At 46.4% G+C, this 12926-nt stretch carries 10 protein-coding genes; 1 reads left to right on the forward strand and 9 read right to left on the reverse strand.

Going from position 1 to position 12926, the window contains the following annotated elements; translation table 11 throughout:
- Nucleotides 1-60 precede the first annotated feature (60 nt).
- The 7 genes from hisS to AC4PM4_RS14860 form a co-directional block, all read right to left on the reverse strand.
- Nucleotides 61-1314: a histidine--tRNA ligase gene (gene hisS, locus AC4PM4_RS14830; RefSeq protein WP_072734765.1), complete on the reverse strand. Its 1254-nt coding sequence runs from the start codon at nt 1312-1314 to the stop codon at nt 61-63.
- 606 nt (nt 1315-1920) lie between these two features.
- Nucleotides 1921-3189, reverse strand: coding sequence for an SEC-C metal-binding domain-containing protein (locus tag AC4PM4_RS14835; protein WP_491613942.1), 1269 nt, complete (start codon nt 3187-3189; stop codon nt 1921-1923).
- Nucleotides 3190-3804: 615 nt separating this feature from the next.
- Nucleotides 3805-4251, reverse strand: a complete 447-nt coding sequence (locus AC4PM4_RS14840; protein WP_090953838.1) for a hypothetical protein — start codon at nt 4249-4251, stop codon at nt 3805-3807.
- A 115-nt stretch (nt 4252-4366) separates the two neighbouring features.
- The gene (locus AC4PM4_RS14845) at nt 4367-4873 is read right to left on the reverse strand and encodes a type 1 glutamine amidotransferase domain-containing protein (RefSeq protein ID WP_491613943.1); all 507 of its coding nucleotides are present in this window, start codon (nt 4871-4873) and stop codon (nt 4367-4369) included.
- A 285-nt stretch (nt 4874-5158) separates the two neighbouring features.
- A complete protein-coding gene (locus tag AC4PM4_RS14850) occupies nt 5159-5326 on the reverse strand; it encodes a hypothetical protein (RefSeq protein WP_157258400.1) in 168 nt (55 codons plus the stop codon).
- Between the two features lie 77 nt (nt 5327-5403).
- The gene (gene dtd / locus AC4PM4_RS14855) at nt 5404-5865 is read right to left on the reverse strand and encodes a D-aminoacyl-tRNA deacylase (protein ID WP_491613944.1); all 462 of its coding nucleotides are present in this window, start codon (nt 5863-5865) and stop codon (nt 5404-5406) included.
- Between the two features lie 12 nt (nt 5866-5877).
- Nucleotides 5878-8061 carry a RelA/SpoT family protein gene (locus tag AC4PM4_RS14860; RefSeq protein ID WP_063567711.1) on the reverse strand — a complete coding sequence of 728 codons (2184 nt, stop codon included), beginning with the start codon at nt 8059-8061 and terminating at the stop codon, nt 5878-5880.
- A gap of 376 nt (nt 8062-8437) precedes the next feature.
- On the opposite strand from AC4PM4_RS14860, the gene uraA reads away from it, so the two are divergent.
- The gene (uraA, locus tag AC4PM4_RS14865) at nt 8438-9754 is read left to right on the forward strand and encodes a uracil permease (RefSeq protein ID WP_063567710.1); all 1317 of its coding nucleotides are present in this window, start codon (nt 8438-8440) and stop codon (nt 9752-9754) included.
- Between the two features lie 196 nt (nt 9755-9950).
- On the opposite strand, the gene AC4PM4_RS14870 is transcribed toward uraA, so the two are convergent.
- Together AC4PM4_RS14870 and recJ are read right to left on the reverse strand one after the other, a co-directional pair.
- Nucleotides 9951-10463 carry an adenine phosphoribosyltransferase gene (locus tag AC4PM4_RS14870; RefSeq protein ID WP_024633046.1) on the reverse strand — a complete coding sequence of 171 codons (513 nt, stop codon included), beginning with the start codon at nt 10461-10463 and terminating at the stop codon, nt 9951-9953.
- 37 nt (nt 10464-10500) lie between these two features.
- Complete coding sequence (recJ, locus tag AC4PM4_RS14875) at nt 10501-12909, reverse strand: single-stranded-DNA-specific exonuclease RecJ (RefSeq protein ID WP_072734770.1); 2409 nt, start codon at nt 12907-12909, stop codon at nt 10501-10503.
- Nucleotides 12910-12926: the final 17 nt, after the last annotated feature.

The raw sequence follows: 12926 nt of genomic DNA on the forward strand, positions 1-12926 counted from the left end.
GGTGAACCTCCGTAATTTTGCCGGATCAATTGTTGCTATTTTACAGTTTCAAACTCGTGCTTATTTACTTCCGCGTATAGCAGATACCAGATCATCCAGCTTCACCGTTTGTTGTTCACCTGTATCCATGGACTTCAGGGCAATTTCCCCGCGTTCCAGCTCATCATCACCCAGAATGGCAGTGTAACGGGCTTTGAATCGGTCAGCAGATTTCATCTGAGCTTTCATCTTGCGACCGAGATAGTCGCGTTCGCCGGACAGACCCGATTGACGAAGCTTAAACAGCTGACGGTTGACTTCACGATCGGCAGCTTCACCGAGAGCAACAAAATATACATCCAGTGGAGCAAGGGAACTAACATCAATATTCTGGTGTTCCAGAATCAGTTGAATACGCTCCAGACCAATACCGAAACCAATACCAGGCTGATCCGGTCCACCGATATCTCCAACGAGACCGTTGTATCTGCCGCCACCGCCGACTGTATCAATTGCGCCAATGCCTTGAGCTTTCAGTTCAAAAGCAGTCAATGTGTAGTAATCCAATCCGCGTACCAGACGATTGTTCACCGCATAATCTACGCCGAAATCATCCAGATACTCTTTCAGCTTGGCGAAGTGGTTCAATGATTCTTCATCCAGGCTATCCAGTATGGACGGTGCCCCTACGAATTTGTCCTGATCAACTTTGCAGTCGAGCACACGCAATGGATTACGTTCCATCCGGGATTGGCAGTCCTTGCACAGGCTATCCTTCATCGGTCTGAGGAATCCAAGCAATTTTTCGCGGTATTCTGCACGGCTAGTTGGGTTACCCACCGAGTTGATCTCCACTTTGACATCTTTCAATCCCAGTTCTACACACAGTTGATACCCAAGCGCAATGACTTCAGCATCAATCGCTGGATCAAGGGCTCCGATAGCTTCTACACCGAACTGGTGGAACTGACGCTGGCGACCTGCTTGCGGACGTTCATAACGGAACATCGGACCGATGTAATAGAGCTTGCTCACATCCGGTTCGCCATAAATTTTATTTTCCACATAAGCGCGGACAACACCCGCTGTCCCCTCCGGACGAAGGGTCATGCTGCGGTCCCCTTTATCATTGAAGGTGTACATTTCTTTTTCAACAATATCGGTTGTTTCCCCAACGCCACGTACAAATAAAGAAGTCTGTTCGAAGATCGGTGTGCGAATCTCGCGGTAATTATAACGGCGACACAGATCACGCGCTTTTTCCTCTACGAACTGCCACTTTTCCACAACACCAGGCAGCAAGTCTTGCGTTCCAGTCGGTTTTTGAAAAGCCATCTTTCATCCCTCCAGCATCTATTTTTCTCTGTATAACAAAAAAATCCCTCGCCCTGTCACTGTATACACAGCAAACAAAGGGACGAGGGATTGTGTTTACACATTCACCCGTGGTACCACCCACATTCCGGAATCCCTGACACTTTCGCCGTTCAGGTGATCATGTAATGATCTAAGGTTGCTCCAGGCAATCCGATCAAACAGATCATTCCGCTCTACGTATAACGCACGCCCTGCGCAGGCCAGCTAATAGCCATCAGATGTAAATCTAATGTGTTCGCTGTCTGTTCTCGGGGAAGTCATTCGTCCGCTCATCAAGAGAATCCTTACAGCCAAGGGATTCTTCTCTGTTCATGTGGGCACGGAGTACTTGGTCCCGTCATCAAATCATCAAGTTATATCGTTTAAAGTTATTATATAACGTTTAAAGTTAATTTATTTTCTGATTGTAATGAACCGCAGTGCTAAAGTCAAGGGCTAACACAAAAAGATAGCACTAGAAAAAAATTCTCACACGTCGTACGGGATGCTAAGTCCACAGAAATCAAGGCTAATAGAAGCTGGACTCATCAAATGAATTCCAACTTCTATTGCCTTCTTATATCTCTATTGTTTCAGCATCCACTTCAGCAGATCCGGCACATTCGCCCATAGACGGGAGTGCATAATGACATATTCAATCGCTTCGTCGGAATTGCCCATTCCGACAAAATCAGGGAGGTTATACGGCAGCTGCTTCAAACCCAGCAGATAATCAGGCACATGGTTGTTCACACCCCGGGCCACACGGTACAGCATTTTGAGCTGGGAGGTGATTCCGTTCTTCTTATACTCCAGAATGATCTGGTCATAGGCAAAGGCGGCTGCAGCGTCACCTTTCCCATACTTCTCCATCAGTTGCTCTGCCTGCTCCAATTGGTTGCTGTACAAATACACAGCAGCGAGCAGGTAACGCGCTCCGGTATTGTCTTCCGTATTAAGCTCCAAAATATGCTCCAGGATTTGTGCCGCTTCGTTGGTATCTCCACCAAACCAGCAGGATTCGGCGTAGCTTTTGCATATCCGGATATATGGACGAGTCTCATGAAGCGCCCAGAAGTCCCCCTTGTTCTTCTCAAAAAACAGTTCGCCCAATTCGCGTTCGCCAGCAGCGATTCCGGCCTTGAGGTAAGCTCGTGCATCAGACTCATTGTCCGATTCCTCAGCCAGAATACGATACGCATCAGAGCTGTCAGAATACATCTCCAGGGCCGTTTTCGCCAGCTGTATTCTGCGTTTGGAAGAACTGGCTTCCATCGCCTTATGTAGCAGAGCCTGCGCTTTGTCCTTCGATGTACCTGGGCTGTTCAGAATCATCAGCTCGTCCGTTTCGCCACCCATGCCGTATTCTTCGATGTATTCGAACATCTCCTTAACCTTTCGGGAGATCGTTGATGTCGTTACCTCATATTTATCTGACAGCTCAGCCTTCGAAACATTGAAGCCGTATTCCTCAGACAGCAAGTACTCGATTGCAGCAAAGAACGAGCCTGTCTTCTTCACAGTAGGGCGGGTCTGACGGGAATAGCCATTCCATAGCAACAGAGCTTCCAATATCAGCTCCCGCTCGTAATGGTTCCTCATGTTCTCAATAAGCTGCAGGGCCAGCTGTTCGTGAGCCTGATGCTCCCATTTCAGTTCGCGCTCCACCATCTTTTTCAGTTTGGTCAAGGTCAGTTTGCTCTCAGGCTGAATCGAGACTTCCTGGACATGCTGCTCCGTTGATATCAGCCCCAGTATGGATTCTACCGCAGAAGGCTCCTTGCCCAAACAGCATTTCTTATATTTTTTCCCGCTTCCGCACGGGCATAAATCATTTCTTCCAACCTTACTCAAAACTAATTCCCCCTTAAATCTGTCACTAGCCATTCGCATGAGAACACTGTTGCTTTAGCATTATAGGTGTCATTTCTCAAACGAGGCATTCTATATAACTTACAATTTCTAGCATCAAGCAGAAACGGTTGCCGCCCTTATATAAGGGCGGGGCCGTTTCAGCGAGTATATGTTCATCTAGAATATAACGATCACTCTGGCGATGAATTCCTCATACTCTCGATCATAGGATTGGATTTGCCTGAGCCCAATCGCTGGAAGCTTGATTTACCGTCCAATATAGCCCAACTATGAAAACAATGCGCTTCAAAATACATTAACCCATTTCTCTATTCTAGCAAAAAATTTAAATAAGGGGTAAGCTTCGCCCAAAACATATAAATTCTCATTTCAAAAAAAAAACCTGCACACGGTGTGCAGGCTCAAAGGATATATAAAAAAAGGGGGTCATGTGTGTTATTATAAACGGGCTATGTTAAAGGCTTATGTAACTAATATTACAGTAATATTACAAAAATGATAGCGCTTTATAATTTGTTGTTTTCTCCTTTATAAAAGCCCCTGCAGATGGCCCTGACATGGAAGTCAGACCCTGCAAGGGCTTCATACTACATATTAATTCAATTCTTCCACATAAGCTTGGTTGGAACGAAGTTTATGAACGATTTCCTCATAATCCTCATCCCTTACTTTGGCAGACAAAACATAATGCAGATCGTCATAGTCAGCCGAGGACACATCCGCAGCATTCAACAGATCGCCATCCTCATTGACATTATCTCGTGAACCTCGCTCCGTATCACGATCCACATTGCTGACGACCGGGATTACATTTTCGCTGGCGGGAACCCCAGGTGCTGCACCCACTCCCATGGCTCCATTGGTTCCTACGCCACCCGCTGTGTTATAAGGCACCAGAGGTACCATAATCCGTTTGTCTCTGCCAACCGCGCTATCCAGTTGCCCTACCTCCAAATGCTCTGTACGGAACGTCTGAAGTGAGGTTCTTGCCCCCTCTGCCTCGTCCTCGGTCCGAAAATACGCCTGAATATGTTTTGTCATGTCAAACCCTCCTTTATCGGAATAAATGCATTGGTGTAACGAAAACTCAGAAGCTTTGAGCTTCAATCTTCATTTTAATCAGTAATCACATTATCGTACGGTCCGCCCCAAGTCATTAAATGACTTTTAACAACTCGCGGACAAATGCCGGTTCATCGGCAGGCGTACGGGATGTAATATAATTTCCATCTACAACAGCTTCATGATCCTTGAATTCTGCCCCAGCGTTCACCATATCATCTTTGAGCGGAGGATAGGCTGTAATCGTACGGCCTTTCAACAGATTCGCACTTGCCAGAATTTGCGGACCGTGGCAGATCGCCGCGATAGGTTTCTTCGAACTGTTGATCTCCGTTACGAATTTCAGGATATGTGCGTCTGTACGCAAATTTTCAGGAGAAGATCCACCAGGAATGACAACTGCGTCGTAATCCGAAGCCGAGACCTCAGCGATCGCTTTGTCCGAAGTATAGGAGGCTTTACCACCTTTACCTTTCAGCGTCTCTCCTGCTTTCAAGCCGATAATTTCCACGTCGTGTCCGGCTTTTTTCACCTCATCATATGGAACCTGCATTTCCGAATCTTCAAAATCATTCGCCAATAAAAAAGCAACTTTACTCATAACGTATGTTCTCCTTTCCGTGTTCGAAATTTCTTGAAATCGGGTATTCGCAGAAATTGTTGGTGTACATTTCTTGTTCATTGCCCGTAATAAATACTGAACCTGGCACGCCATCGTGCCTCGTTCTGTTATTACCCTAACCAGAGCCGTTTATAACATGACGAGCCTGTATTATTTTGACTTTGATCAGACCATCTGATTCAGCTACAGTTAAGTTCCATAACAAAAAAAGCCCTGATTCGATGATCGAATCAAGACTTTTCATTCATTCCAAATGGTCAGCACTCAGTCACGCGGAAGACGGCTCTGCTCCCCTTTGTCCGAATCCTGAAGGGCCCAAACCGTTGTTGTACACTCGGCAGCAGCGCGGGCAAGCTTAAGGGACTCATACAGGTTTCCAGGCAGAAGCAAAGGTTCTATTCGGGAACGTGTTTCCTTGACGGATTGGCGCATAATGGGTGGGATACTCCTTTGATCATCTTATGTTAATGAACCGAATTATCCCTCATTATGGCCTGTTCCCCAACCAATTATGCATGCGTTTCTTGACGAATAGGGCTTTCGAGCATTAAAGTCACCGGTCCCCAATTCGTGAAAGTCACATCCATCATCGCTCCGAAACGCCCGGTTTCCACCTGAATTCCTTTATCACGTAACAGCTGATTAAACGTTTCATACAACAATTCTGCCGCTTCAGGTCTGGCTGCAGCTGCAAAGCTTGGGCGTTTTCCTTTGCGACAATCTCCGTACAATGTAAATTGTGATACAGATAATACAGCCCCGCCCACATCAATCAGACTGAGATTCATCTTTTCCTGCTCATCTTCAAAGATACGAAGTCCAGCGATTTTGTCTGCCAAATATATGGCATCCTTCTCCGTGTCCTCATGTGTAATTCCCACGAGCAACATCAATCCGGCTTCAATTCTTCCCGTCAGTTCTTCTCCAACGGTCACCTGAGCCTCTTTACAGCGTTGTACAAGCACCCTCATCTTACAGGCTCCTTACTGCATAATTCGATGCACAGAATAGACATCTTTCACTCGTTTGATCCGTTCCACAACCGAATGCAGATGCTCCGTATTACGAATCAGAATTGTGACATGCACCAATGCTAATTTATTTTTATCTGTACGTCCGGTGACGGCAGATATATTGGTTTTACTTTCCGAAACAGCCTGAAGCACTTCATTGAGCAAGCCGTTGCGATCATGGCCCGTAATCTCAATATCCACACTGTAGTTGGCTTCAATATTCTCTTCCCACTCGACTTCAATGACGCGAGCTGCTTCTTCCCCATCCGTACTGGACGGGATATTTGGACAGTCCGTTCGATGCACCGAAACCCCACGTCCACGTGTAACATACCCGATAATAGCATCCCCTGGTACAGGGTTACAGCAGCGCGCAAAACGTACAAGCAAATTGTCTATACCTTTGACACGGATGCCATTCGTCGGACGGTTTTTGCGTTCAGGTGCAGGCTTCAGCTCACGCATTTCGGAGTTCAGCTCAAGCAAGCTGGATTCTTCCTGCTCCTTGCGAAGTTTCTCCGTTGCTTTGGTCACGATCTGTGCAGCCGTAATACCACCGAATCCAACAGCTGCGAGCATATCCTCAATATCATTGAAGGCATACTTTTTGGCTGCTTCCTGCAACTTATCGTCCGTCATCCAAGCAGATGGATCAAGTCCCATGCGCTTGAGTTCACGTTCACAACTGTCGCGTCCTTTTTCAACGTTTTCTTCCCGCCGTTCCTTCTTGAACCATTGCTTGATCTTCGCTCGTGCGTGAGAGGATTTAGCAATTTTAAGCCAGTCCTGGCTCGGTCCGTAAGAATGTTTGGACGTCAAAATTTCAATGATATCGCCTGTCTTAAGATGATAATCGAGTGGAACGATACGACCATTTACTTTGGCACCAATCGTCCGATTACCCACCTCTGTATGGATTCTATATGCAAAATCCAATGGAACAGATCCAGTAGGCAATTCGATAACTTCACCTTTTGGCGTGAATACAAACACCAGATCCGAGAAGAAATCCATTTTAAGCGATTCTACAAATTCAGACGCATCCTGCGCTTCATTTTGAAGTTCAAGAATCTCGCGGAAAAACGTAATTTTATCTTCAAAATTATTTCCGTTTCCGTTCGCAGCCCCTTCCTTGTAGGCCCAGTGGGCAGCAATACCGAATTCAGCGGTGCGGTGCATATCCCAAGTCCGGATTTGGACTTCAGTCGGTTCCCCATTCGGACCTACGACCGTGGTATGCAGCGATTGATACATGTTCGCCTTTGGCATCGCGATATAGTCCTTGAAACGTCCAGGCATCGGTTTCCATAACGTGTGTATAATTCCGAGGGTAGCATAACAATCCTTGATGTTATCCACAATAATACGAATCGCAAGCAGATCATAAATCTCGTTAAACTGTTTGTTTTTCGTTGTCATTTTTTTGAACACGCTGTAGATGTGCTTAGGACGACCCGACAGATCTGCCTGAATTCCCATCTCATCCAGCTTGCTCGTAATACCGTCCATAACCGTATCAATATATTGCTCACGTTCCGCACGCTTTTTGTGCATCAGGTTTGCAATACGATAATATTGCTGCGGATTCAAATAACGGAGGGCTATGTCCTCCATTTCCCATTTGATCGCAGAGATACCCAGACGGTTCGCAATCGGACAGAAAATCTCCAACGTTTCATATGAAATCCGGCGCTGGCTTTCTTCCGACTGAAACTTGAGTGTCCGCATATTATGCAGACGGTCAGCCAATTTGATCACGATGACACGGATGTCCTGCGCCATGGCGATGAACATTTTGCGGTAGTTCTCGTTCTGCTGTTCTTCCTTGGAGCGAAACTGAATACGTTCCAGCTTCGTCAAGCCGTCAACAAGCATGGCACACGTATTGCCGAAATGATTGCGGATTTCTTCAAGTGAAACCGTAGTATCCTCTACTACATCATGAAGAAGCGCTGCAATTATGGAGATGGTGTCCATCTGCATGTTTACAACAATATCGGCAACCGCAAGCGGATGCAGAATATACGGTTCTCCCGATTTTCGCGTCTGTCCATGGTGGGCCTGATCAGCAAATTCGTAAGCTTCACGTATGCGCACCAGATCGGGTTCTTTGATATATGCCCCGGCCTTCTCGAGTAATTGCTCTATGCCCATTCTGATCTGTTCCGTGTCCTTTCTATACAAAATGGAACCCGTGACATAATATCAACACAGGTTCCCCGTAAAAGTAATTTCCTATAATTATGACGCTTCGCCCGTTTCCCGTCAACTACTGACGAATAAGAGCACATATCCAATTTTTTTATACGATATGTGTCATTCCTTAAAGATGTTGCCAGATATTCAACAAAGGTCGGAAATCATCCTCATTTACTATGTATTATTACCGTTATTTGCCGAAATAGAAGGATCAATTCTCAAAATAAAAATGGTTCCACCATGCTTAGTGGAAAAATGTTATTGCTAAATGAAGAGAAACTCTGTACTATATTGAAGATTTGTGTTTCGGAAAAAAGGAGATGAATATTCATTGCAACGTGAAATTCAGGTTAATCAAAAAATGCCGCTTGGCTCAGGGTCGCTGCTGAGTCTCCAGCATTTGTTCGCCATGTTTGGCAGTACGGTACTCGTGCCAAACCTGTTCGGTGTCGATCCAAGTATGATCTTGCTTATGAACGGTATTGGAACATTGTTGTACATACTCATGTGTAAAGGAAAGATTCCGGCCTATCTTGGGTCAAGCTTTGCTTTTATCGCACCTGTTTCTTCTGTGTTAATCGCACACCCTGATAACGGATACTCCATGGCACTTGGAGCGTTCATCGTAACGGGAGTTATTTTCTGCATTGTAGCTCTCATCATCAAGTATGCGGGAACAGGCTGGATTAATGTGGTTTTCCCGCCAGCGGTTATGGGTGCCATTGTTGCCCTAATCGGTCTTGAGCTTGTCCCTGTAGCAGCCGGAATGGCTGGGCTGATCAATTCAAACCCTGCTGAGAACCCAGATTGGGTACCTCAAGCCAAACCAATTATTTTAGCCATGGTTACTCTTGGTATCACTGTTATTGGTGCAGTAACCTTCCGTGGGTTCCCCAAGATCATTCACATTCTAATCGGGATTGTATCCGGTTACGTGCTTGGATACTTTATGGGTGAGGTAAAAACCGAGAATATAGCGAACGCTGACTTTATCTCGCTGCCTACCGTAACGACACCTACATTTGACTGGTCTGTCATATTCACCATTTTGCCTGTGGCACTCGTTGTCATTGTTGAGCACATCGGACATCTGCTTGTAACGAGCAGCATTGTGGGCAAAGATCTGTCCAAGGACCCAGGTCTGCATCGCTCCCTGCTCGGAAACGGCGTTTCAACTATTCTTTCCGGTTTTGTAGGATCCACACCGAATACAACTTATGGTGAAAATATTGGTGTTATGGCTCTGACCCGGGTTTACTCGACGTATGTTATTGGCGGCGCTGCCGTTATCGCAATTGTACTTTCGTTCTCAGGTACGTTCTCGGCACTTATAGCTAACATTCCCGTTCCGGTTATGGGTGGTGTATCTTTGCTTCTGTTCGGAGTTATTGCGGCATCCGGTTTGCGTATTCTGGTCGAACAGAAAGTGGATTTTGCCAAACCGACCAACCTGTTGCTAACTACCCTTGTACTCGTCATCGGACTTAGTGGTACTGAGATCACGTTTTATGGTATTCATCTCAAGGGAATGGCTCTGGCAACCATCGTCGGAATTCTGCTGAGCTTGTTGTTTAAATTATTTGAAGTACTGGGTTGGTCGAATGATCAAACGGAGAAACAGCCTTTAACCGAGAAAACTCCGGATTGATTTCTTACCGATCGGTCTGAACGAACAATGTTTATTCATTCTTCATTTTATACATCGTACAACGCAAAAAGCCTGCTCTCTAACCTTTACGGGTTGAGAGACAGGCTTTTTTTTGCAAATAGTTAATGCTGTATATTATTTCCCGGGAAACGGGAGATCCAGTTCACGTGATTTAACAGCAATGAATGCCGGAATTCTAGTAGTTCATCAATGTAAATACATCAATTCCTGGCAATTTTGCACGTCCATTCAAATCAGACAGCTCAATCAGGAATGCTGCACCTACAATCTTGCCACCCAATTGTTCAATCAGGTTAATGGAGGTAGCAATAGTTCCGCCTGTCGCCAGCAGATCATCCGCAATCAGGACATTTTGTCCTTTTTCGATCGCATCTGTATGCATAGCAAGCGTATCTTTGCCATATTCAAGATCATAACCGACTTCGATCGTCTCTCCAGGCAATTTTCCGCTTTTACGGATCGGAGCAAAACCGACACCCAGAGCGTACGCCAGAGGAGCGCCCACAACGAATCCACGTGCTTCAGGTCCGGCAATAACGTCAATTTTGAGATCCGAAACCATTACTTTCAGCTCATTGATCGCCTTGCGGTACATTTCTCCATCCTTCAACAATGTCGTAATGTCTTTGAAGCTGATTCCCGGTTGTGGAAAGTCAGGAATGACACGAATATAATCTTTAAAATCCAAAATAATCTCCTCCTAAAATAAATAGCACAACTTCTATCTAAGATACGCCCTTCATCCGGGATATCATCCATTGTGTCAGCTGAGGGGTCGATGCATCCAGCATCACCTGCTCTGTCTCGGCCATGCTCTCCAGCGCCTGATAACGACGCGAAGCGGTTAGCTCACGCTTGGGTGGGTTATCCACAAACACAATCTTTCCAGCTTCTCGGGTAATGAACGATAACTCCTCAAAAACATCCAACATCATGGTAATCATGCGCGGCGAGCAGCCACACTGACGACTGAGCACAGGAGTGATCTCTTGTTCCTCCACGGGTTCAGCTCTCCATTTGGACACCAGCATATAAATACGCTTGAAGAGTTCTCTGGAGGGCATCTGAAGGCGATCTCGGCGGTTGCCTGATCCGTGCAGAAGGATGATATTCTCGGCTCCGCTGAATAAAGCCAGCATTGCATCAAGTTGTTCCGGGGTTTCCGGCGTATCAAACACAAATAACGTCCGGACCTGTTCCTGCCCATAATGCTGCGCGGCAGCATTGCACGGAAACAAACCGACCTTTCTATCATATACCCAAAGGCACGGTTCATACAATGAATTTCCCTCGGAAACATTCGTTTCTTTCCGAACGATGGCACCAATTGAGCCTGACTTGTATCGTAGATGTATTTCAAGCGAACTCAAGAACTGCTTCATCGCGTTCAGAGGCTCCGTACTACCTCGCAAATCAAACACTTGCGCATGTGGAACCTGGATGTCCTGCAGCATTAATTGTGGTTTCCTCATCCCGTTCCACTCATTAACGGACAACTCGCCCATAACATCAATGATGGAGCCTGGAGGCAGAAACTCAGCTAAAGCTCCCTTGCCAAAAGCGACCGTCTCCAATTGCTGACCATCCTGCTCCAAAACCAGTTTTAGATGGCGTTTTTCACGTCCCATCGTTCGTGTTTCTTTTACAGTCACATTGCGCAATACAAAACGTGGAGAAGGATTACTCATGCCAAACGGCTGGAGTCTATCGATCTCTTGAATGACCTGCAATGGTACATCACTGATTCTGCATTCGTCATCTGCAAGACGATGGGGCACAAAGTCCTCCTCTGTCAGCACGGATGCCGCAAACTCATTCAATCCTGCTTCCAGCTCTTTAAGTTGATCACGATGAAGGCTCATTCCTGCTGCAGCTGGATGACCACCATAATGGTCCATCGTGTGTTTGCAAGCAGTTAATGCCTCATAGATGTCCAGCCCCTCTATGGAGCGTGCTGAGCCTTTACAAGCGCCGCTCTCCGGGTCAATGCCCAGGATAAGCGTTGGCCGATAATACCGTTCAAGTAACTTGGAAGCCACGATACCTACAACTCCAACATTCCAGCCTTCTCCCGCCAAAACGATGACGTCCGGCACTGCTCCGGAATTAAGCTGGATTTTCTGCTCCAACTGGGCTGTCGCTTCCAGAAGTATACCCTCAACAACCTGTTGCCTTTCACGATTCAGCAAATCCAGTTGGCCTGCCAGAGTGTGTGCCTCATCCAGATCCTCGGTTGTAAGCAGCGATACGGCTCGGCCGGCATGATCCAGACGTCCGCTTGCATTAATACGCGGAGCCATTGCAAAGGCAATATTGATTGAGGTGACCTGAGTTTGATCCACACCACTAATTTCAAGCAGAGCACTTACACCAGGCAGACGTGTACCTCGCATGGACTCAACACCATAACTGACGATAACCCGGTTCTCGCCTTCCAAAGGCATCAAATCGGCAACCGTACCAATAGCGGCAATTTCCATCCATTCTCCAGGCACTTCTCCGATCAATGCCTGAGCCAGCTTCAGCGCTACACCCGCACCAGCTAACCCTTTAAAAGGGTAAGGACAGTCCGGAAGCTTGGGATTAATGAGCGTATAAGCCTCAGGCAAAACTTCAGGTGGTTCATGATGATCCGTCACAATGACTTCCATTCCCAGTGTTGCAGCATAAGCAATCTGCTCTACCGCACTGATTCCGGTATCTACCGTAATCACCAGCGTGACTCCTTGTTGATGAGCCCAATCCAAGGCGTGATTGTGTAACCCGTAGCCTTCATTGGAACGATGAGGAATATAGATATCATAAGAAGCACCGAGATAACGCATCAGATGGATCATCAGAGATGTACTGGATACTCCGTCCGCATCGTAGTCCCCATATATTAAAATATGTTCTTCACGCTCAATAGCCTGCTGGATTCGGGGCACAGCTTCTTTCATGCCTAGAAGCAGATAAGGATCATGCATCTGATTCAGATCAGGATGCAGAAATTGTTCTGCCTCTGATTCATTATGAACCCCCCGACTGACCAGCAAACGTCCAACAAGTGATGAAACGGAAAGCGCCTGCGAGAGTCCCGCAGCCGCCTCCAAATCGATATTCGGTGTGTTCCACCGGTATTGCGAATAAAGCAATGATAACGCTCCTTTCC

Source organism: Paenibacillus sp. MDV22-iso6, from assembly GCF_058408365.1.